Source organism: Nonlabens sp., assembly GCF_047636915.1.
Taxonomy (GTDB): Bacteria; Bacteroidota; Bacteroidia; order Flavobacteriales; family Flavobacteriaceae; genus Nonlabens.
In genome coordinates this window covers 1-20,885 of record NZ_JBLIGN010000002.1, presented here as the reverse complement: position 1 = coordinate 20,885, position 20,885 = coordinate 1, and the positions used below count along the sequence as shown (strand labels likewise).

The 20,885-nt window shown below is 35.8% G+C and carries 21 protein-coding genes; 13 read left to right on the top strand and 8 right to left on the bottom strand.

The genetic code is table 11. The features are described from left to right. The first annotated feature begins 148 nt into the window (after positions 1–148). Positions 149–613 (top strand): CBS domain-containing protein, encoded by a 465-nt coding sequence (locus tag ACJAT0_RS00590; protein WP_415180083.1) that lies wholly within the window; start codon positions 149–151, stop codon positions 611–613. Here ACJAT0_RS00590 and ACJAT0_RS00585 read toward each other — a convergent pair. Next, positions 610–2,760, bottom strand: coding sequence for a response regulator (locus ACJAT0_RS00585; protein ID WP_415180082.1), 2,151 nt, complete (start codon positions 2,758–2,760; stop codon positions 610–612). The genes ACJAT0_RS00590 and ACJAT0_RS00585 overlap by 4 nt on opposite strands. 481 nt (positions 2,761–3,241) lie before the next feature. On the opposite strand from ACJAT0_RS00585, the gene ACJAT0_RS00580 reads away from it, so the two are divergent. The 3 genes from ACJAT0_RS00580 (at position 3,242) to ACJAT0_RS00570 (ending at position 6,010) form a co-directional block, all read left to right on the top strand. Then, on the top strand, positions 3,242–3,832 hold the full coding sequence (locus ACJAT0_RS00580; RefSeq protein ID WP_415180081.1) for a HupE/UreJ family protein: 591 nt from the start codon (positions 3,242–3,244) through the stop codon (positions 3,830–3,832). 166 nt (positions 3,833–3,998) lie between these two features. Beyond that, on the top strand, positions 3,999–4,430 hold the full coding sequence (locus tag ACJAT0_RS00575; RefSeq protein WP_415180080.1) for a deoxycytidylate deaminase: 432 nt from the start codon (positions 3,999–4,001) through the stop codon (positions 4,428–4,430). Beyond that, complete coding sequence (locus ACJAT0_RS00570; protein ID WP_415180079.1) at positions 4,427–6,010, top strand: S41 family peptidase; 1,584 nt, start codon at positions 4,427–4,429, stop codon at positions 6,008–6,010. The genes ACJAT0_RS00575 and ACJAT0_RS00570 overlap by 4 nt, the downstream gene beginning before the upstream one ends. 219 nt (positions 6,011–6,229) lie before the next feature. On the opposite strand, the gene ACJAT0_RS00565 is transcribed toward ACJAT0_RS00570, so the two are convergent. The 3 genes from ACJAT0_RS00565 to rpe form a co-directional block, all read right to left on the bottom strand. Beyond that, positions 6,230–6,430, bottom strand: a complete 201-nt coding sequence (locus tag ACJAT0_RS00565; protein WP_374002518.1) for a hypothetical protein — start codon at positions 6,428–6,430, stop codon at positions 6,230–6,232. A 664-nt stretch (positions 6,431–7,094) separates the two neighbouring features. Further along, positions 7,095–7,697, bottom strand: coding sequence for a MarC family protein (locus ACJAT0_RS00560; RefSeq protein WP_415180078.1), 603 nt, complete (start codon positions 7,695–7,697; stop codon positions 7,095–7,097). Between the two features lie 283 nt (positions 7,698–7,980). Then, a complete protein-coding gene (gene rpe / locus ACJAT0_RS00555) occupies positions 7,981–8,643 on the bottom strand; it encodes a ribulose-phosphate 3-epimerase (RefSeq protein ID WP_415180129.1) in 663 nt (220 codons plus the stop codon). Between the two features lie 466 nt (positions 8,644–9,109). Here rpe and ACJAT0_RS00550 point away from each other — a divergent pair, with 466 nt between their 5' ends. After that, the gene (locus ACJAT0_RS00550; protein ID WP_415180077.1) at positions 9,110–9,643 is read left to right on the top strand and encodes a hypothetical protein; all 534 of its coding nucleotides are present in this window, start codon (positions 9,110–9,112) and stop codon (positions 9,641–9,643) included. 48 nt (positions 9,644–9,691) lie between these two features. After that, positions 9,692–9,853 carry a hypothetical protein gene (locus ACJAT0_RS00545; RefSeq protein WP_415180076.1) on the top strand — a complete coding sequence of 54 codons (162 nt, stop codon included), beginning with the start codon at positions 9,692–9,694 and terminating at the stop codon, positions 9,851–9,853. A gap of 305 nt (positions 9,854–10,158) precedes the next feature. Here the strand turns inward: ACJAT0_RS00545 and ACJAT0_RS00540 are convergent, their stop codons facing one another. The 3 genes from ACJAT0_RS00540 to ACJAT0_RS00530 all read right to left on the bottom strand — a co-directional run bounded on the left by ACJAT0_RS00540 (position 10,159) and on the right by ACJAT0_RS00530 (position 13,696). After that, positions 10,159–12,393 carry a polyribonucleotide nucleotidyltransferase gene (locus tag ACJAT0_RS00540; protein WP_415180075.1) on the bottom strand — a complete coding sequence of 745 codons (2,235 nt, stop codon included), beginning with the start codon at positions 12,391–12,393 and terminating at the stop codon, positions 10,159–10,161. 338 nt (positions 12,394–12,731) lie between these two features. Then, positions 12,732–13,001, bottom strand: a complete 270-nt coding sequence (gene rpsO / locus ACJAT0_RS00535; RefSeq protein ID WP_374002514.1) for a 30S ribosomal protein S15 — start codon at positions 12,999–13,001, stop codon at positions 12,732–12,734. A gap of 281 nt (positions 13,002–13,282) precedes the next feature. Then, positions 13,283–13,696, bottom strand: coding sequence for a hypothetical protein (locus tag ACJAT0_RS00530; protein ID WP_415180074.1), 414 nt, complete (start codon positions 13,694–13,696; stop codon positions 13,283–13,285). A 345-nt stretch (positions 13,697–14,041) separates the two neighbouring features. Between ACJAT0_RS00530 and ACJAT0_RS00525 the strand changes: the two genes are divergently transcribed. The 5 genes from ACJAT0_RS00525 (at position 14,042) to ACJAT0_RS00505 (ending at position 17,181) form a co-directional block, all read left to right on the top strand. After that, complete coding sequence (locus ACJAT0_RS00525; protein ID WP_415180073.1) at positions 14,042–14,659, top strand: TIGR04282 family arsenosugar biosynthesis glycosyltransferase; 618 nt, start codon at positions 14,042–14,044, stop codon at positions 14,657–14,659. Next, the gene (locus tag ACJAT0_RS00520; RefSeq protein WP_374002512.1) at positions 14,656–15,477 is read left to right on the top strand and encodes a purine-nucleoside phosphorylase; all 822 of its coding nucleotides are present in this window, start codon (positions 14,656–14,658) and stop codon (positions 15,475–15,477) included. Before ACJAT0_RS00525 ends, ACJAT0_RS00520 begins: the two co-directional genes overlap by 4 nt. A 253-nt stretch (positions 15,478–15,730) precedes the next feature. Beyond that, positions 15,731–16,435: a TIGR04283 family arsenosugar biosynthesis glycosyltransferase gene (locus ACJAT0_RS00515; protein WP_415180072.1), complete on the top strand. Its 705-nt coding sequence runs from the start codon at positions 15,731–15,733 to the stop codon at positions 16,433–16,435. A 61-nt stretch (positions 16,436–16,496) separates the two neighbouring features. After that, a complete protein-coding gene (locus ACJAT0_RS00510; protein ID WP_415180071.1) occupies positions 16,497–16,748 on the top strand; it encodes a DUF6364 family protein in 252 nt (83 codons plus the stop codon). A 28-nt stretch (positions 16,749–16,776) separates the two neighbouring features. Further along, entirely contained in the window at positions 16,777–17,181 is a 405-nt protein-coding gene (locus ACJAT0_RS00505) for a hypothetical protein (RefSeq protein ID WP_415180070.1), read from the top strand. Positions 17,182–17,218: 37 nt separating this feature from the next. Here ACJAT0_RS00505 and gldA read toward each other — a convergent pair whose 3' ends face one another. Further along, a complete protein-coding gene (gene gldA, locus ACJAT0_RS00500) occupies positions 17,219–18,130 on the bottom strand; it encodes a gliding motility-associated ABC transporter ATP-binding subunit GldA (protein WP_415180069.1) in 912 nt (303 codons plus the stop codon). A gap of 812 nt (positions 18,131–18,942) precedes the next feature. On the opposite strand from gldA, the gene ACJAT0_RS00495 reads away from it, so the two are divergent. Beyond that, a complete protein-coding gene (locus ACJAT0_RS00495) occupies positions 18,943–19,755 on the top strand; it encodes a prephenate dehydratase (protein ID WP_415180068.1) in 813 nt (270 codons plus the stop codon). Continuing rightward, positions 19,752–20,885, top strand: a 1,134-nt coding sequence (locus ACJAT0_RS00490; RefSeq protein WP_415180067.1) for a pyridoxal phosphate-dependent aminotransferase, incomplete at its 3' end; no start/stop codon positions are given. The genes ACJAT0_RS00495 and ACJAT0_RS00490, both read left to right, overlap by 4 nt.

The window sequence follows — 20,885 nt, the reverse complement described above, 5'->3', positions numbered from 1 at the left end:
AAGCTTATACTATTTCTTATTTTCCATTTTGCCCCGAGGTATGTAGACGGAAGGCACAAGCAAAAAGCCTTGCGTTTTATGGAGAGGAACCTTTTAGATTAAGAACTAATTCTTAAGGAATATATGTATCAATTAAAAAAAAGCTGTTATGGGAATCAAAAACTTTATGGGTAAGCGTCAGGAAATTTCTAAAAACACTCCTCAAAAATTTCAGGTAAAGGATTTTATGACTCGCAAATTGATAACTTTTTCCCCAAATCAAGGAATTACAGAGGTTATGGAAATACTGCTCAGGCAAAGAATTACGGGTGGTCCAGTTGTAGATGATAACAACAACCTTGTAGGAATTATAAGCGATTCAGATTTAATGAACGTGATAAGCGATAGCAGTTATCATAACATGCCAGTAGGTAATAGATTGGTGCGTGATTATATGTCCTTACTAGTAGAAACTATAGATCAAGAAGTAGATGTTTTTGAAGCAGCCTCTAGATTTTTAAAAACGGGTCACAGGCGTTTTCCAGTAACTAGTGCGGGTCGGTTAATAGGTCAAATTTCTAGAATGGATGTTATTATCGCAGCTACCCGGGTAAAAGGAGATGAGTGGCGTTAGTTTTCTAGATAGGACGTTGTCTTTTGATAATCAAGAATATTTTTGATAATAACACGTTTAAAAGCATTTACATCATAAGGTTTAATGATTATGTCATTCATGCCAGAGTCCAGAATACTTTGTCTCATTTCTTCTATTTCAACAGCAGTAAGGGCAATAATGGGAATATTACAATTTAGTCTTATGATTTTTGTGGCATCAATACCGCTCATTATAGGCATGTTAACGTCCATTAAAATGAGGTCGTAACCACCTACTTTAGAGGCGGCTACAGCGTCTCTACCATTTTCTACCACAGTGCAAATAACCCCATCCTTTTCAAGGATTTTTTTAGTTACCATCTGGTTGATGCGGTTATCTTCAGCAATAAGGATGTGTTTCCCATGTAAGATACTAGTTTCTAACAGCAATGGTTTTTGAGAAGCGTGATTATTAAGCGGGTCAAAAGCAACCTTATCATACTCAAGATCAAAAGTGAAATTAGACCCTTTACCTACCTGTGTGTCTAAGTGTATGTGAGAATTTGATAAGGTTAATAATCTTTTTACGATGGGCAGTCCTAGACCAGTTCCTTGATAATTATAACTAAGAGAATCACCTTGTTCAAATTCTTCAAATATTTGATTTTGTTTACTTATAGCAATTCCTTCTCCGTTATCTTTAATAGAAAAGCCTAAGGTGATTTTATTTTCCCGAACGTTTTTAATGACCACGCTTATATGTATGACGCCGTTTTCAGTAAATTTACTTGCGTTGCCTATTAAATTCATAAGAATTTGTGACAATCTCGTCGCATTTCCATGAATCAGTTCAGGAAGGTCAGGTGGCAAGTGTGTTTCAATTTCATTCTTGTTTTGCCTGCGCATGTATTCAAAAGTCGACACGATCTTATGTATCAATTGATCCAGATTAAAATCTATTTGCTCATCGTCAATTTTATTTGAATCAATTTTATTAATTTGTAATACATCATTAATCAATGCCAGAAGATAGTCTGCAGAGAACTTTAATGAATTTAAGTCTTCTGTTACGGAGGGGTCTTTATTATTATCTAATAAAATATTGCTCAAACCTATGACGCCATAAAGAGGTGTGCGTAACTCATGACTTACCGTACTGAAAAAATCACTTTTTACACGCGCTAGTTTTTCTGCTTTAGTTTTTTCTTCTAGATATAGTTTGTTCTTTTCCTTAAGAGCTCTATTGAGCTGTTTTCTGTTTCTAGAAAGGTTAAAATTAAAGTAAAACCCTAAAAGGGCAATAATAGATAATGCAGTAAGGGCATAGTTAAACAGCGTCTTATTGTAAATCTTCTTTTCTTGTAGCACATTTTCTACCTCAGAACGTTCTAGGTTTTTTTTGAACTCGTTAATCTGGAACGTTGCAGCTATTCTATTTTTGGTTATAGCATTTTTTTCTTTAAGGTTTAAATTTCGTACTTTTTCGTATTTCAATCGGTATTCAAAAGCTTTTTCATGAATTCCTTGAGCAGCGAGACTTTTAGAATAAGCTTCATAAGCTATTTCAAGTTCACCACTTAATCTTGTTTTTTTACTAAGCTCTATGACACTTAATAGTAATGAGTCTGCCATTCTGTAGTTCTCATGATGAAGGTGATATTCTGCCGAAAGGTTATCTATGATAGCGCGATATATGTGGTTTGTATAATCAATAAACATGGCGCCGTTAAGATCATCTAAAACAGTTTTCATTTCTTCGTACTCATGATTCGCACCTAGGGCATAAGCATAATTATAATATAAGTGTTGCAAGGCTAATGTGTCTTTAACATCTTTAAAGGTTTTGACTGCCTTATCGGTATATAACCTACTTAAAGATTTCATTTTCGGCCTATTGTAGTATACGGTGGCAAGATCTGAATAGGTATGTGCTATCAGTTTTGGGTCATCTGCTAGCAAGGCATATTTATGAGCCAGTTTAAATTTTTTAATCGCTTCAATGGTGTCGCCTTGTTCCAAAAGGTCGTATCCTAAATATCCGTAAGCTATGCCTGTATAGTTATCATTTTCTTTATTTAATGCAATTTGCAAGGTTTTTATATTAAGCTCAAAAGCTTCTTTATATTGTCCTGTGGTCCCAAGATCGTAAGAAAGCGATAATAAGGAATCCATGTACTTTTCTTCCATATCTAAAGCTTGTTCTTGAGCTATTGCATGCTGATCGCAAAAGAGCAACAGAAAAAGGAATAATAAAAATATGGGGGATTTATCTGTCAATCTACATCTATCAATCAATCTGTCTAATTATAAGGGAGGTAAAAATATCTATAAATATAAAAGACACCAACTTTTTATAAGCTCATAGGGGAGTGTTTTTTTCCTTCATGAAATATCAATTCTTATTCATACAAAACATAGTAATTACAACTGATTTTAAATGAGTGCGTTATGTAATTTATTTCCTTCGTTCTTGTTAGCACGACTAGTTATTATTCTTATTATTAGAGGTATAGATTCTTATATTTCCTTGCAGTTTGTCGATCCTATAAACAAGAGTGAAAAGTAATGGAACCCGTATACAGTATTTTTATGAGGAATTCACTGAAATGTATGTTCATTCTCTATTTCTAAACCTTATTTTTGATATTACTCTAATACTACTGTTCTAATGGATGATTTTATTTTATACGTGACCGAAGGTTTTAATCACGTCATGAATTTTAATATAGGTGCCTACGACCATTTGCTCTTTTTTATACTTATAGCGGTTCCTTTTCTCTTCAAAAGCTGGAAAAGGCTTATAGGTTTAAGCCTTTCCTTTACTGCAGGACATATAGTATCATTGCTGTTTGTGATTTATGGTAAGCTAACTTTTAGCACTTTTTATATAGAGTTTTTGATAGTTGTTACTATCGCTATTGCCGCAATTTATAATATTTTTACAGCGGGAAATCGCCATCGTGATAACCACAACTGGATGACCATAATGGTAGCGCTTTTTTTTGGTTTGATTCATGGTTTTGGATTTGGAAGCGGTTTTGAAATGCTCGCAGCGGGAGCACAAAGTAAGCTGTTGATGCTTCTAGAATTTGCATTAGGAATAGAATTGGGGCAATTACTTGTTATATTTGTAGTGCTCTTATTTAATTTTATTTTTACGGGACTATTTCGTTTTAATAAAAAGGAATGGGTGCAAATAATATCTGCTATAATTTTAGGAATGGTCCTGCCATTATTGATGGTAAGATGGATTTTTTAAGGTTGGGTTTCTTTTATCTCGCTTTCGCGAAAGCGAGACAATAATAAGATTCTTCAGCACTTCAAGAGGTGTTATTTATAAATAGCAACTAGTAGGTATACCGTAGGAACTAAATAGCAGAAAACAAGCACCAAAACCAGCGTGTTTCTTCAATTGATACTGATAAGTGAAAAAAGAAAAACAACATAGATATGATGTCGCCTATTTAAGAATGGCTGTAGAATGGGCAAAGCTTTCCCATTGCCAGAGACGCCAGGTAGGGGCTCTTATCGTAAGGGATCGCATGATCATAAGTGATGGATACAATGGAACGCCTAGCGGCTTTGAAAACTTTTGTGAAGATGACAAAGGCTATACCAAATGGTATGTGCTCCACGCAGAGGCAAATGCCATATTAAAAGTGGCGGGATCCACTCAAAGTTGCCGTGATGCAACGTTATACATTACCATGTCTCCTTGTAAAGATTGTAGTAAATTGATACATCAAAGTGGTATAAAACGTGTCGTCTATATAGAAGGCTATAAAGATGACAGTGGGTTGCAGTTTCTAGAGAAAGCAGGTGTTGTTATAGAACAAATAGAACAGATCGATTCATGAAAAAAAGCTATGTATACTATCCATTGTTTTTAGGGGTTTTCTTTGCCTTAGGCATATGGTTGGGAAGTGTTCTCAATGAAAATACTATAGGTAACGACTATGTGTTCTCTAACAGTGGTGCCAAAAAACGCAAACTTAACAGATTGATAGATCTTATCGACCAGCGTTATGTAGATAAAATTAATACGGATAGTATAGTAGATGCAACGGTAAACGAGATCATGCAAAATCTAGATCCACATTCAGTTTACATTTCTAGTGACCAAGCAGAAGATTTGGAAAATAGTTTGCGAGGTGACTTTGTAGGTATCGGAGTTCGCTTTTTTGTAAATCAAGACTCTATATCGGTATTGCGATCTATAGAAAATGGTCCTAGCGATAAGGCTGGAATTAAAGGAGGTGACAAGATTTTATATGCAGATGGGAAACCGCTGTTCGGTTTAAATGCAGTTTCTACAAATGCACTTAAAGGAGAAGAAGGTACTGAAGTGGTTTTGGGAATTTTAAGGCCTGGAAATGAAGAGGTGATAAACATTCCGGTAACTAGAGGTAATGTAGCTATTATAAGTATCGATGCGGCGTACCTATTGACCCCTAAACTAGGGTATATAAAAATTAATCGATTTTCTGAAACCACCGAAGCCGAGTTTAAAAAAGCGATTAAAAGTCTAAAGAGAGCCGGTGCGACACAAATAGCCTTAGACTTAAGAGATAATCCTGGTGGTATTTTAAGTGCAGCAATAGAAATAGCAGACGAATTTCTAGAAGATGATACGCTTATTCTTTTTCAAAAAGATAGAAATAATAAACGCAAAGACAGCTATGCTACAGATCGTGGCTCTTATGAAAATAGTGATGTGTTTATACTTATAAATGAAAATAGTGCCAGTGCCAGTGAGGTAGTTGCTGGTGCTTTGCAGGACAACGATACGGGTACGATTATTGGTCGCAGAAGCTTTGGTAAAGGATTGGTACAGCAAGAAATAAAACTGGGCGACGGCAGTGCTGTACGATTAACGATTGCTAGATACTATACGCCTACTGGTAGAAGTATTCAAAGACCTTATGACAATGGTAATGAAGATTATTTTAAGGAATACATAGATCGCTATAATAATGGTGAGTTACAAAGTGAAGATAATATTGAGGTGAACGATTCTCTCAAAAGAGTCACGCCTGGTGGAAAGACAGTCTATGGCGGTGGCGGGATTATTCCAGATGTTTTTGTCCCTAGTCCGGATGGCTATATCTTGCAAACTCTGGAGTACTTTGGAAGAACAGGTTTTGCAGATTTGTTTGTGAATAAATTCCTGCAAGAAGAGGGAAGTGCTATGAGATTCATGTCTCAATCAGATTTCATAGGGAGCTATGAAGTATCAGAAAAAATAATGAAAGAATTTATACAATATGCAGAACTGGATAAAACCAGTATGAAATTGCCAGGTTATAGACGTGAGATCGCTTTAATCATTAAATCTTCTATGGCAGAGCAGTTATTTAATACAGAACTTAAAGTAAAATTGTTGAATAAAGAAGACGTGATGATTAAGAAATTAGTAGCGTTGAGTAAGGCAAAATGATTTGAAAGTTTGCTTAACTCTACAAAGAGTCCCATTTGTAGCTTCCAATGATGTGATAATAATTTAAGCAGTAAAAGGGGCAAACCAATTATAAATTATTCCATGCTTAGCTACAAATATTGTTTTATTTCTGATTTGCAATAAGGACGAAACAGAAACAAATTACTAGACGTATTTTAAATCATAACTAATTACAGATGGGTTGAATTTCAGCTGCATTTAATGATCCCCATATTTCTCGTTGATCTTTTTAGAAACGACCATGATGCCCATTAGAATAACCACGCACAATGCTGCAATAATGCTGATGGCCGCAATTTGGCTGTCTCCTCGAAGTATGTGATTAAAGTCCAACTTAAATATATTAAAAACAATGCTGGCAAAAGCTAGAACTGCGATAATGTAAAATGCGTATTTCATAATAATAATAATAATCGGAATTGTACCATTTATAATTTGTATTTACGGGAATAAAACAATGCTTTTTCCTTTCTATTTCAGCGCAATAAAAAACCGTAATTAGATAGTGATTTTTTATACGTCGTATAAAAATCTGTATCGGAGATCATTTTTTTACAGTAAATTAAAATTGGTATGAGATGAAAACAAGTACAAATAATATATCCTGCAATTTATAGATTTTAAACTCATATGAAGTTAAAGAAATCTTGTTTTTAAAACAATATTTTCAAAAAATAGAAATTATAAAATTATTTTAAATGCGTCTGTTTTATTGGTGTTCAGCTGGCTTGTCTAAACTTTAGATAAGGATAGGTTCCATTCTGTATAAGCCAGTTAAAAATGGCCCAATTGATTGGTAATAAAGAACCACCAAGCACCTGCTATTAAGTTGAATCCTTCAGATCAAATTAAATGGGTGTCTTGTTGGTATGATAAAATCTTTCACCTTTGCTTTTTAGCGATAGAACTCTTTTATTTTAGTCGGGCACGACTAATTTTCACACCTCTTTTTAAAAAGTAATCCTGATGTCTTTGAGTCCTATTATTACATCTACCCGTTCTTAGCGTTTTTGCTTGCAGGTAGTCCAAGAGTAAAGAAAGCGTCACCTGTATTTTTTTCTTTCTAAAACAATTCCTTAATGTTGGAAGTAAATAACTTTACGGCAATAGCTAGTAAAATAACTCCAAATATTTTCCTAATCACATTAATTCCTTGTTTACCAAATAGTTTCTCTAAACGTCCAGAGTTTTTTAATACGATATAAACAAAAACAATGTTGAAGATAATGGCAATGATGATATTAATCGCGGCATATTCAGATCTTAAAGAAAGTACAGAAGTAAGAGTTCCTGCTCCCGCAATAAGTGGAAAAGCAATAGGAATGATAGCCGCAGTTTCGGGAGCATCATCTTTGTACAGTTGAATTCCTAAAATCATTTCTAGGGCAATAAAGAAAATAATAAAAGCTCCAGCAACCGCAAACGAGTTTACATCTATGCCTATAAGGCCCAACATGCTTTCTCCTACAAACATAAATACGATCATGAGAATACCCGCAACTATAGAAGCTTTTTCACTTTGTACATGACCTACCTTACGTCGTAGATCTACAATAATAGGAATACTGCCTATGATATCGATAACCGCAAAAAGGATCATTCCAGCTGTAAAAGTTTCCTTGAAATTAAAGTCAGTAAAGAATTTTAAAAAAGTATTATTGTCCATAGCACCTGTTTTTTCAGCGTGCAAAAATACTTCTAATAAACAATTCTGTAGCTAGTAACAGTGGTTATTATATCATTAAATCTGTGTAAATTATTTTACTGATAAAATGATTCATATTCCAGAAAAGAGGAGTAAAACAGACGCTGAATTTAAAAGAGATAAAATATCTAAATTGATTTAATTAGAAGAGTTAGGCAGCTGTAAATAAATCATCAAAAAATAAGGAATACACCTCACATTTTTGGGAAATAATAAAATTACAATAACCAATAACCAATAACTATTAACTATTAGCCAGAGCTTTCAAACTTTTTACCGTAGCTTCTTGATCAGTAGACTTGAATACATAACTACCTGCTACCAGTACGTCTGCCCCAGCATCTGTTAGTTGCTTGGCATTTTTATCCGTAACACCGCCGTCTATTTCTATGAGCGTGTCACAACCTTTGGCATTTATCAATTCTTTAAGCCTAGCTACTTTATTATAGGTATTCTCAATAAAACTTTGCCCACCAAACCCAGGGTTGACGCTCATCAAACAAACCAGGTCTATATCTTGGATAACGTCTTTTAATAAATCTATTGAAGTATGAGGGTTCAAAGCCACACCAGCTTTCATGCCATGGGATTTGATCAATTGAAGTGTTCTATGCAAGTGGGTACAAGCCTCATAATGCACGGTAAGAATGTTACAACCTAGCTGCGCAAAAGTCTCCACATAACGGTCTGGATCTACGATCATCAAATGACAGTCTATAGTCTTGGTCGCATGTTTTACGATGTCGCGTAATACAGGCATCCCAAAGGAAATATTAGGCACAAAAACACCGTCCATAATATCGATGTGAAACCAGTCAGCCTCAGATCTATTGATCATTTCTACATCACGTTGTAGGTTAGCAAAATCTGCGGCGAGAATAGAAGGAGCGATCAATTTAGACATCAGTTGGTTTTAAAGATTGGGCAAATTTAGGTTTTTGGTTTCGCTTTCTGCTTTTTTAATAGAAGTTTATACTGCGGTAGTTCGAGGGGAAGCGAGAAGGCAAATAATTATTTTAATAAAGAAGAAAACTCTGCTCTATCCTTGAACAGGATAAGGTGCGCAATTGTTATCTCACTTATGTTGTCATCCTTTTATGTGAATAGATGATTTGAATGCTATGAATTGAAAAGAGTTGATGACCTGACTGAATTGGAATTGGAATAGACTGCTATCAAATTGGAACCCACAGGATGGTTGTACGCATTTGCTATAATAGGTTAACACTTTTATAGTATGTTTACATTGTTATAACAAAAACACGCGGTAGCCGAAAAGCGTTACGAGCAGGTATTAACTTTAATTTTTACGCACTGAAAAAGTATTTAAGATTTTACTGTTTTTATTTTTACTTTTAAGTTTTTTTTTAATTTTGAATTCTTGTAGTGGGGATAAAGTAGAGGATGATCAGAGTTTACGTCTAACGAAAAAGACTAGTTTAGTCAATTATGAATATAACGGATATAGTTTAATTGGAAAAAATATTCAAGAAAATGATATTGAACTTACTGAATTAAATGATTTGATAAACTCATTTAACAATCACAATCAAAGAGGAGAAGTTCTCAAACTAAAAGACAATACGGCAAAGTTTATTTCTTTTGAAAATCAAAATTATCAAATATTAGATGCATTAGTGGATGATTCATCCCTAGAAGACTTAAGTTACTCATCTTTTACGAAAATTGTTAAAATTAAAACTAATACTGAAGAAGGTTTACCAGTTAGTAGAAATATGATTCTACGTGTTCTTGAAAAGGATAATATTGTAATTAAGGAAGTTGTAAGTCCTTTAAGTAGTGAAATTGTTTCGTGGAAATTGCTGAATATTAGTATATCTGCTTATGAAACGTTAAAACCAAATGTTTACATTCCTAGCGGACAAGATGGAAGCAATAGCGCCTAAGGTGATAAGTTTTATTGTTGGACAACTCATCACGCATGCGTTCAATTTATGACAGGAAGTAATAGTGACGAGGATAATGCTGCGTGTGATTGGTTGCCTTGTGATACGATAGCATATGCTGTATGTAGCGTAGCCTATATATCTGGAAATATAGAAGGTGCTGCTGGATTTCAATGTGGAAGGTGTGATGTTTTGATAGGTGAAGTTTAAATTAGATTTAGAATTATGAGAACTTACAAATATTTATTTTATTCAATTACTAGTTTTTTACTTGCTTGTATTTTTTATGGACTTTATAAATATCCTAATTCTATAGTATATGATTCTAGGATTATTTTTATATGATGGTATTGTTGATGCCAACTTATATCATATTTATGATTCTTTTTATAAAAAATATTTTAAAAAAAAATACAAGTTAATTTTTTTCTTTATAAAACAAAAAAATGCCTCTTGAAATTTCAAGAGGCATTTTAAATTTATAAACTTTCCGCCAAAGCGAATAAAAGAACTAATTACTCAGCCTTAGAGTCAGAACTGTCAGTACTTGGACGTCTTGGACGGTCATCACGACGCGGTGCACGACGGTCATTATCACGTCTTGGACGGTCATCGCGCTCGCGAGCTGGACGCTCCACATAACCTTCTGGCTTAGGTAAACATTCTTTACGAGATACTTTTTGCTTCTTAGTACGTGGATCTATACCCATGTATTTTACATCAAGTATATCTCCTACTTTAAGAACCGTAGATGGATCTTCAATACGCTTGTAATCAAACTCACTTACGTGAAGTAAAGTTTCTTTACCAGGCTTTAATTCTACAACAGCACCAAAGTCCAGCATTTTCACAACCTTCACCTCATATACAGAGCCTACTGTTGGTTCAAAAATGATGTTTCTGATACGTTCTAGAGCGGCTTCAATTTTAGCACGGTCTGTACCTGCAATTTCAATAATACCCATATCACCATCTTCTTTGATGTTGATTACGGTGTCTGTTTCCTTTTGCATTTCTTGAATCACTTTTCCACCGGGTCCTATTATTCCACCAATGAATTTGCCTTCAATCTCCATAGATTCCATCTTAGGAGCGTGTGACTTCACGTCTGTATTAGGTACAGCGATAGTTTCTGTCAGTTTTCTTAGTATGTGCAAACGACCATCTCTAGCCTGCATTAAAGCATTGGTAAGGATTTCATAAGAAAGGCCTTTTACTTTAATATCCATTTGACAAGCAGTAATACCATCTTCCGTACCCGTTACTTTAAAGTCCATATCTCCTAAGTGATCTTCATCACCTAAAATGTCAGAAAGAACGGCATATTTATCACCATCTGTGATCAATCCCATCGCAATACCAGAAACTGGCTTCTTCATAGGTAAACCGGCATCCATCATAGCCATAGTACCAGCACAAACGGTTGCCATAGAAGAAGAACCGTTAGATTCTAATACTTCAGATACAATTCTTACGGTGTAAGGAAGGTCGTCTGGAAGCATTCTTTTTAAAGCGCGTTGAGCAAGATTACCGTGACCGATTTCACGACGAGAAGTACCACGTAATGGGCGAGCTTCTCCCGTACAGAAAGGTGGGAAGTTATAGTGTAAGTAGAAACGCTCTTCTCCTTCTTGTGATGCCATGTCTATTACATTTGCATCTCTTGAAGTTCCTAGAGTAACGGTTGCTAGTGCTTGAGTTTCTCCGCGAGAGAAAATAGCACTACCGTGTGTGGATGGAAGGTAATCTACTTCACACCATATATCACGTATGTCTGTAGTCTTGCGACCATCTAGACGTGTTCCTTCATTAAGAAGAACATCACGTACGGCTTTTTTATGCGATTTGTTGAAGTACTTAGAAATCATTTTTCCGTGATTTGCTAGCGTTTCTTCATCAAAAGTGGCAAGCAAAGCTTCTTTGATCTCACCAAAGGCTTTAGAACGTTCGCTCTTTTCGCTTCCTTTTTTAGCTACTTCATACACTTTATCATACGTAAAATCGGCGATTTTAGCTTCGATATCAGCATCTTGACCCTCACCATCGTATTCACGCACTTCTTTTCTACCTACTTCTTCAGCAAGAGCGATTTGAGCAGCACATTGATCTTTAATAGCTTCGTGCGCGGCTTTGATTGCAGCGATCATATCTTCTTCAGATACTTCACTCATTTCCCCTTCTACCATCATTACAGAGTCAGCACTGGCACCTATCATCATTTCTAGGTCTGCTTCAGCAAGCTGCGCATAACTTGGGTTTATGATAAATTCTCCATCTACACGTGCTACACGTACTTCAGAAATCGCACATTCAAAAGGAATGTCAGATAATTGTAAACACGCACTTGCAGCAAGACCAGCCATAGCGTCTGGCATTACTTCTGGATCATGAGACATTAATTGAATCATCACCTGTACTTCTGCATGGTAATCTTTTGGGAATAAGGGACGCAATACACGGTCTACAAGACGCATAGTAAGTACTTCTCCATCATTAGGACGTGCTTCACGCTTGAAGAATCCGCCTGGATATTTACCGGCAGCAGCAAATTTCTCACGGTAATCTACCGTAAGTGGTAGGAAATCTAGACCGGTTGATTTGTAGCCGGACACTACGGTTCCTAGAAGCATTGCTTTTCCACATGTGATCACAACAGATCCATGTGCTTGTTTTGCAAGCGCTCCAGTTTCGATAGTGATATCAGGACCATTGGCCATTTTTATCACTTGTTTAAAAACTTGTGGTTTCATAAATATAGTTAAACATTAATCTCAAGTTGTGTGCGGTAGAGAAGGTGTTTTGAGCAGGAAGTTAAAATCGAATTCTAAAGGCTAGTAAAGTCTAACTGTTCATGATTCCATTTGAACTAGTGTTCTGGGTACTTTATGAGAAACCAGCTTTGATTTGTAACGCTAGGCGTTAACAGCGCAATGCATGCGCTTTTCACGATTTATATTTTTGGTACGCTTTCGCGAAAGCGTAAACAGAATCAAGATCCTGCGGTAATGTGTTATGTGAAGCGCATGCGATGCGATTCAAACGCGCGATGCGCAAAAAAGAAAAAAGGGGACACGAGGTCCCCAATTTATTATTTTCTGATACCTAAGTCTTTAATCAACTCACGGTAAGCAACTACATCTTTCTTCATCTTGTAATCAAGAAGAGAACGACGCTTTCCTACTAGCTTCACTAGACTACGTTCTGTGTTGTAGTCGTGGCGATTGTTCTTAAGGTGTCCTGTTAAATAGTTGATGCGGTACGTAAATAACGCAATTTGTGAATCAGTGTTACCTGTATCATTTGTATCTTTTCCGTACTTGGAGAAGATCTCTGCTTTTTTTTCTGGTGCTAAATACATGCCAAAATTATTTTATAATGAATATTATGTATGTCAGTCGTTCTGACGGTGCCTTGAGATACCTTCTCTAAGCGGCTGCAAAGATACACAATTTATTAAATCAATGATTTAGAAAAAGATATTCTTACAAAAAAAGCCTGTAACTTCCAAAGCACAGGCTTAAATATAATTCTAATGATTCAATGCTCCAAAAAGTTCAGATAAAACACGAACTTTATTATTTATAAAATTTACCAATACAAAAGAGATATCCTTTAATATAAAATGATAATCACTCCTCTTTATTTGTTAACAAAAAATGTCCCGTTAGTAACCGCTATAATGACACTTCCATTTGCGTTTCTGTAGTCACCTTGAAAAGTACCTTCAAGTCTGTTATCATCGTTAATTGCTACATTGCCTTCGTCACCAAAGTAGGTAGTGCCATCAATTGTAATAAAAATCTGATTGATGGCATTATCACCAATTGAGTTTTCTGAAACTACGATGCTTGCTCGATTGGTTTGATCTTGCCTAGCATCTAGAGTGTCAGATCCACTTCCTACAACAAATACCCCATTCCCAAATCTATATTCCACGCCGTCAGCAGTAAATATAACATTAGCGGGACCGTTGTCTATAGAATCATCGTCACTAGAACAAGCAAATACGCTCATTATTAAGACTAAACACAAAACTCTTTTTAAAATTTTCATAAATTTATTTTCGCATGAAGATAGAGTTAAAAGTACTATGTCGAAACTTTTTATGAAATCTTTTAAGTATAAATTTAAACTTGAAATAGTTATTGATATCACTTAGTAATTCTAAAAATAAACTGATTTAAAATCCAGCATTGCTTATCGTCTTATATAACGCTTCTCGATTTTTATGCTCATAATATTGACCTTGAGTAAAAAGCGGCTAGCGTTCTTAAGAATCGATTTTAAATCTTAGTTAGGTAAATTTAAATGTAATCAATAAGTCAATGTTAAAGTATTAATGACTGTCACAATATCGTGATCTGTTTTCCTTAATATTGCCCCATAAAATAAATTCTTTTGATTTCAGAAAATTCCAATTGTCTTATCATCTTTACGCGCAACCCAGAATTAGGGGTAGGGAAGCGGCGTCTAGCCAAAACGGTAGGTGACGAGGCGGCTTTTGAAATTTATAAATTTCTTTTGGCGCATACTCGACAGATCACTAAAGATCTTAAAGCCACGAAACAAGTTTGGTACAGTGAGCAAGTGCATAAAAATGATGCTTGGGATCACATGCTTTACGATAAATATGTTCAAGAAGGAGCTGATCTTGGGATACGTATGGAACACGCTTTTCAAGAGGCATTTAAAAACCACGATCATGTGATTATTATAGGATCTGACCTGCAAGATATGAATCAGGCAGATCTTGAAAAGGCTTTTGAGCAATTAGAATCTCATGATGCGGTTATAGGTCCTGCAGAAGACGGTGGTTATTACCTCTTGGGTTTTACTAAAAAATTAGTTCAAGGTGTTTTTCAAGATAAAGAATGGGGAGCTGCTACTGTTTTGGAAAAAACACTGGGTAATCTTAAAAATGTAAATTATGCGGTACTGGAAGAGCGCAATGATGTAGATTATTATGAAGATATAAAAGACATTCCAGTATTTCAACAATTTTTAAAACATATATGATGCTTAGCAAGAAACAACTTACTCAATCTATAGAATATTTAAAGGCTCATGGTTTTGACGCTCCAGAAGTAGGAATCGTTCTAGGTACTGGTTTAGGGAAATTAGTGGACAGTATAGAAAACCAAAAGATCGCTCATTACAATCAAATCCCATCATTTCCCCTGGCGACGGTAGAGTTTCATTCTGGAAAGTTGATTTATGGAGATCTAGGCGGTAAAAAAGTGGTGGTAATGCAAGGTCGTTTTCACCTGTATGAAGGCTATGATTTTACTGATATTACGTATCCTATCAGAGTCATGTCCGGCTTGGGAATTAAAAACCTCTTGGTGTCAAATGCTGCTGGAGCGATTAATTTAGATATGAAAAAAGGCGATTTGATGCTCATTGATGACCATATCAATTTGCAAGGCGGTAGCCCACTAGCGTTTAAAGGAGTGAGTGATTTTGGTGAGCGATTTACAGATATGAGTGCGCCGTATGACAAGGACATGAACGAAAAGCTGAAAACTCTTGCTGTCAACCAGGGAATTGATCTAAAAGAAGGAGTTTATGCAAGTGTGATAGGGCCACAACTAGAAACCAGGGCAGAATACAGGATGCTTAAAATCATGGGAGCTGATGCGGTAGGAATGAGTACCGTTCCAGAAATTATTGTGGCCAACCATTTGAAGTTGCCCGTAAGTGCCATATCTGTGTTGACAGATGAGTGTGATCCAGAAAACTTAGCGGCGGTAAATATTAATGAAATTATTGAAATTGCAGGAAAAGCAGAGCCTAAAATGGTGGCGCTTTTTAAAGGATTGATAGAGGTACTCTAGCGGTTATGCGTACATTATTTTTAGTAGAATATAAGCCTTAAAGAAAACGCATAAACGTACTAGGGCAGCAACTGGCCCGTTAAAAGACTTATAGTTCCGCTTTCGCGACAGCAAACTTGTCAGAAACCCCGGAAATTACACTGTTTGTTGCGTGTTTGCCTAAAAAAACGAGGCGTAGCTATAGTTAAATGTCTTAAGCTCTCAATAAAATCAATTCAATTTAAACGGTCTACATTTGTTACATTAAATGACTATGCTCAGCATTATTATCCCTGTTTTTAACGAAGAAGCCAGTATAGAAGGCTTATTGCATCATTTGATGGAGGTTGCTTTTGATGCGACTGGTTTGGAGGTTATTGTTGTGGATGGCGGTAGTCGTGACAACACGGTTTTAAAAGTAAATGCGTTTGCTTCCATAAAAAATGGTTTTCAAGTCATAACAGCTTCAGCGGCAAAAGGACGAGGCAAACAAATGCATTATGGAGCAACTATTGCAAGTGGAGAAATTCTCTATTTCCTTCATGCAGACTCCTATCCGCCTAAGGATTATGACCGACTTATTTTAAATGCGGTCGCGCAAGAACATCCAGCCGGGTGTTTTAGAATGAAGTTTAAAAGCAGGCATCCATGGTTGATGGCTGTAGGTTGGTTGACTAGGTTTTCATGGAAAGTAAGTCGTGGTGGCGATCAGTCCCAATACATTACTCGAGAATTATATGACGAGATAGGCGGTTACAATACACAGATTCCGATTTATGAAGATTACGATCTTATTACGAGCTTATACAACCGTGGTCACTATCATGTGATACCCAAATGGCTTAAAACCAGCGCAAGACGTTATCATGAAAAAGGAGTATTGCGTTTGCAGTGGTTTTATCTTACTATTTATTGGAAAAAATACCGCGGTGCAAGTATGGAAGAATTATATCAATATTACCTGAGTAAATGTGACTGATATATAGTTGTTTATGGTTTAATACGTAGCATTGAATTAAAGACATGTGCGATAAAAAAGATTGACTTTAACAATAGAGGAGGAAATAGTCAAGAGAGCAAAAAGCTATGCAAGTGAAAGCGGGCGCAGCTTATCTGAGTTCGTGGAAAGATATTTGGATAAAATAACCAATGGTAGTTATGCTGTAGAATCAGCATCTGTTTATGGGAAACAGAAATGGAAAAAAGAGGAATTCAAAATTCCGGAAGATTTGAAGGAGATAGTAGGTTGCATCTCGATAGATTTTGATCCTGTTAAGATCGAGAAAAAATGAGGGAATTTAGGTAAGCAAAATATTTGAAATGAAATACTTTGTAGCTACTAGTATCCTAGTAGACCTCTTTGCTGCTAGGGAGCCATTTGTCAAAGCTTCGGTTGAGGATTTAAGTAATGTTAAGAGTAAAAATTGGGTTCTTTACGTTTCAGATCACTCCATTGTGACTTTAAACTGTCGTACTGCCCGATATTTTGGAAATTTGGAAACAAGAAAAAAAACAGCAATTTTGCTAAATCAGGTTGAGCTAGTTGCGGCAAATAAAAGTATTTTATTTGCCGCAACTAGCAACCAGTTCAAAGACTATGAAGATGCCGTTCAATTTCAATGTACCATCACTATTACTGCAATAAACGGTATCATCAAAAGGAAAAAAAAATTAAATACTCCACGATTCCAATTTTTGCACCGGAAGAAGGGCTTTTTGAAGTAGATTTTTAATTTCGACTCAAAGACTCAAGCTTGAAATATCAATCACTCGTCAACTCTGTAAACATCGTTTCTAGGTTCTTATTTCTTTTATTAAGGGATAGAATCTTCAATTCATTATCATGAGCAAAATCAAAAACAGCGCTGCGCATGTCCTGTTTAGTTTCAAATCGCAAGCTGTAAACAAAGCCTGGTAGATGTATAAGATCTGTAACTTCTCTTACTCGATCAATCCGATTTAATAATTCTGGCTCTACTTTGTAATCAAACTCTACTTCGATGACTTGAGCCGCATCACTTTTTAAATTCTTTAGGTAATCGTCTGCGACTATGTTCCCTTTATTGATGATGATCACCCGATCACACATGGCCTCTACTTCCTGCATAATGTGAGTGGAGAGTAAAATGGTTGTGTTTTCACCTACTTTTCTAATCAGCTGCCGGATTTCTACCAATTGATTAGGATCAAGTCCCGTTGTTGGTTCATCGAGAATAAGAACTTTAGGTCTGTGCAGCAACGCATTTGCCAGTCCTACTCGTTGCTTATACCCTTTAGAAAGTTCGTTGATTTTTTTACCCACGTGGGAAGTTAGTCCCGTTTCTTGAATAACCTCGTCTATTCGGCTTTTAGAATCTATTAGTTTATAGACGCTTGCACTAAAAGAAAGGTACTCTTTTACATACATATCAGGATACAGCGGATTGCTCTCTGGAAGATATCCTATTGATTTTTGAACCTCGCGTTGTTCCGTTACAACATCGTGACCGTTGACACTTGCTGTTCCTTCATTTGCATTGAGGTACGTAGTAAGAATACGCATCATGGTAGACTTACCAGCGCCATTAGGGCCTAAAAAGCCTACTATTTCTCCAGATTTTATGGAAAAACTAACTTCGTCCAGCGCTTTTTGCTGTCCGTAATATTTGGAAATTTTACTTACTTCTATCGACATCAGGTAAAGATATGAAATGAAGTGAATCCTATTTACAAAACTATGGTAAAATCATTTTTTAAAAGAAGTTGTATCCAGCGCGGTGCAATTTCAAAAGTTTTAGAAGATCTTTTAAATTTTCAATAAATTGATACAGAATAATTATTCGATACCTTTAATATATATAGATGAAGATTTTTAATCTCAATCGTTTAATCCCTAATCCGTTACCAGATACCAGTAGTGATTTTAAATATGGGCATGTAGTTGAAATTATCTGTGCTGGTTGTAGGTCTTTTCTATCGTAGTATTTCAAAATTTAGGAGACCATACACCTTGCTTTTTCTAATGTTTTGTAATCAATCATTCTGTTTGTAGTGAGCTAAATTGATAGTTCATTGTTAGTTTTCTACTGGGTGATGAGTGCACATGTGTTGAAGTATCGAAATATCCTTAGAGAAGAGTAAGTATTTATTCTGTCAACGACCTTAGTGTGTATGTAAGTTAACGGTCTCCTACTTTTTAGTGGGGCAGGATCTCATTTTAAACTTCAAAAACGCAATTAATTAGTCTTAATAGTAAATAACAGTTCAGCAACACAACACAAACAACCCTACTACAACCATAGAGTAGTATATATTTCATAAAAGTTCTTGAAAAACAAGGGTTTTATAAAAATCTATTCTACATTAGCCATTATTATGAAAACAACAACTTATTTCTGGTACGGATTTCACTTCTATTTTATGGAAGCAAGGGCGGTATGGTAATATTTTAAAAATATAATTAACTATAAAGTCTTGATCTAATCAAGACTTTTTTTTTACTCAAGAATGAAAGTAGCAATCCAAGGTATTAAAGGTTCTTACCACCATCAAGTGGCACGTCAATTGTATGGTGACGTAGCATTATTAGAATGTAATTCCTTTGATCAACTGGTCATAGCAGTCGCAAAAGCTGATGCAGACACAGGTATTATGGCCATAGGAAATTCTATAGCGGGAAGTATTTTACCTAATTATACGTTAATAAAGGAGCAAGGCTTAACGATTACAGGAGAGTTTTACCTTCATATAAAACATCAACTCATGGCGCTGCACGGGCAGGGCATTAAAAATATTGAAGAGGTACAGTCTCATCCTATGGCATTGCTGCAATGCAAGCCTTTTTTTAGAAAACACCAACATATTAAACTGGTAGAAACGGATGATACCGCAGCCGCGGCCTTTAGAATAGCCAAAGAGAAAAAACGTGGAGTTGCAGCTGTAGCTTCTACTCAGGCGGCGCAGCTTTATGGATTAAAAATAATTAGTGATAACATCCAGCAAGTAAAAAAGAACGCTACCAGATTTGTTGTAGTAGAAAAAACAAGTCGAAATATTGATGGTGCAAATAAAGCAACCATAAACTTTACAGCTGGACACCAACCAGGAAGTTTGGGAAAAATACTGACCACTTTAGGAGGTTTAAACATCAACCTTTCTAAAATTCAATCAGTCCCAATTATAGAAAAGCCATTTCTTTTTTCTTTTGTAGCAGATCTTGAATTTGAAAGCGTATCACAATTTGAACTGGCAAAATTAGAAATAGGAATACTGGTAGAATCTTTAGAAGTTTTAGGGGTTTATAAATCACATGTGTTATGATACAAGCTGCTCGAAGACTGGATAGTGTTCAAGAATATTACTTTGCTACAAAGCTGCGTGAGGTAAGAAACCTCCTGAATAGTGGGAAACCTATTATTAATGTTGGAATAGGAAATCCAGATTTATTGCCACCAGATCATGTATTGCCTGCTCTTGCTGCTGCTTTACAAGAACTTAAAGCCCACGGATATCAAAGTTATTTAGGATTGCCAGAATTGAGAAATGCCATGGCAAGGTTTTATCACAAGCAATATCAAGTGGCTCTGAATTCAGAATCAGAGATTATTACGTTAATGGGAAGTAAAGAAGGGATATTGCATATCTCCATGGCTTTTTTAAATCCAGGAGATCAAGTTTTAATTCCAGACCCTGGCTATCCAACTTATGCAAGCGCGACAGATTTATGTGAAGCCATACCTATAACTTATGATCTAACCGCTTCTAATGAATGGTTGCCAGATTTTGAAGCTTTAGAAAAGCTAGATCTAAACAAAGTAAAAATTATGTGGACCAATTATCCGCACATGCCCACTGGTGCTGCTGGCTCTAGGGATGTTTTTGAAAAATTGATAGCATTTGCAAGGAAGCATCAGATACTGCTTGTCAATGATAATCCTTACAGTTGTGTAGGTTATGAAAATAAAATAAGCATCCATCAAGTACCTGGATCAAAAGAGGTGGCGTTGGAATTGAACTCCATAAGTAAAACTTATAACATGGCGGGCTGGCGAGTAGGAATGCTCACAGGAAAGGCTGAGGTATTGAAAGAAGTTTTAAAAGTAAAGACCAATATGGACAGCGGGATGTTTTATGGGTTACAAAAAGGAGCGATTGCCGCTTTGGAAACAAATAATAATTGGCTAGAAAGCCAAAACAACATCTATAAAAAGCGTAGAACCTTAATCGTGGAATTAGCAAAGAGCTTAGGGCTCCAACCACAAGAACAAACCGGTGGTTTATTTGTCTGGTGTAAATTGCCTGAAGGGCAGCAAGACGACGAAGTATTTGTGGATCGGTTGCTTTACGAGATGAATATATTCATTGCTCCAGGAAGTATTTTTGGTAAGAATGGAGCTGGATATGTGCGGTTTTCGCTTTGTGTGAATGAGGAGCAAATAAAAGAAATGATC

Coding starts and splice junctions, on each gene's coding strand:
- ACJAT0_RS00590 (WP_415180083.1), top strand. CDS start 149: ATGGGAATCAAAAACTTTATGGGTAAGCGTCAGGAAATTTCTAAAAAC.
- ACJAT0_RS00585 (WP_415180082.1), bottom strand. CDS start 2,760: ATGGAAGAAAAGTACATGGATTCCTTATTATCGCTTTCTTACGATCTT.
- ACJAT0_RS00580 (WP_415180081.1), top strand. CDS start 3,242: ATGGATGATTTTATTTTATACGTGACCGAAGGTTTTAATCACGTCATG.
- ACJAT0_RS00570 (WP_415180079.1), top strand. CDS start 4,427: ATGAAAAAAAGCTATGTATACTATCCATTGTTTTTAGGGGTTTTCTTT.
- ACJAT0_RS00565 (WP_374002518.1), bottom strand. CDS start 6,430: ATGAAATACGCATTTTACATTATCGCAGTTCTAGCTTTTGCCAGCATT.
- ACJAT0_RS00560 (WP_415180078.1), bottom strand. CDS start 7,697: ATGGACAATAATACTTTTTTAAAATTCTTTACTGACTTTAATTTCAAG.
- ACJAT0_RS00545 (WP_415180076.1), top strand. CDS start 9,692: ATGACAGGAAGTAATAGTGACGAGGATAATGCTGCGTGTGATTGGTTG.
- ACJAT0_RS00540 (WP_415180075.1), bottom strand. CDS start 12,393: ATGAAACCACAAGTTTTTAAACAAGTGATAAAAATGGCCAATGGTCCT.
- rpsO (WP_374002514.1), bottom strand. CDS start 13,001: ATGTATTTAGCACCAGAAAAAAAAGCAGAGATCTTCTCCAAGTACGGA.
- ACJAT0_RS00530 (WP_415180074.1), bottom strand. CDS start 13,696: ATGAAAATTTTAAAAAGAGTTTTGTGTTTAGTCTTAATAATGAGCGTA.
- ACJAT0_RS00520 (WP_374002512.1), top strand. CDS start 14,656: ATGATGCTTAGCAAGAAACAACTTACTCAATCTATAGAATATTTAAAG.
- ACJAT0_RS00515 (WP_415180072.1), top strand. CDS start 15,731: ATGCTCAGCATTATTATCCCTGTTTTTAACGAAGAAGCCAGTATAGAA.
- ACJAT0_RS00505 (WP_415180070.1), top strand. CDS start 16,777: ATGAAATACTTTGTAGCTACTAGTATCCTAGTAGACCTCTTTGCTGCT.
- gldA (WP_415180069.1), bottom strand. CDS start 18,130: ATGTCGATAGAAGTAAGTAAAATTTCCAAATATTACGGACAGCAAAAA.
- ACJAT0_RS00495 (WP_415180068.1), top strand. CDS start 18,943: ATGAAAGTAGCAATCCAAGGTATTAAAGGTTCTTACCACCATCAAGTG.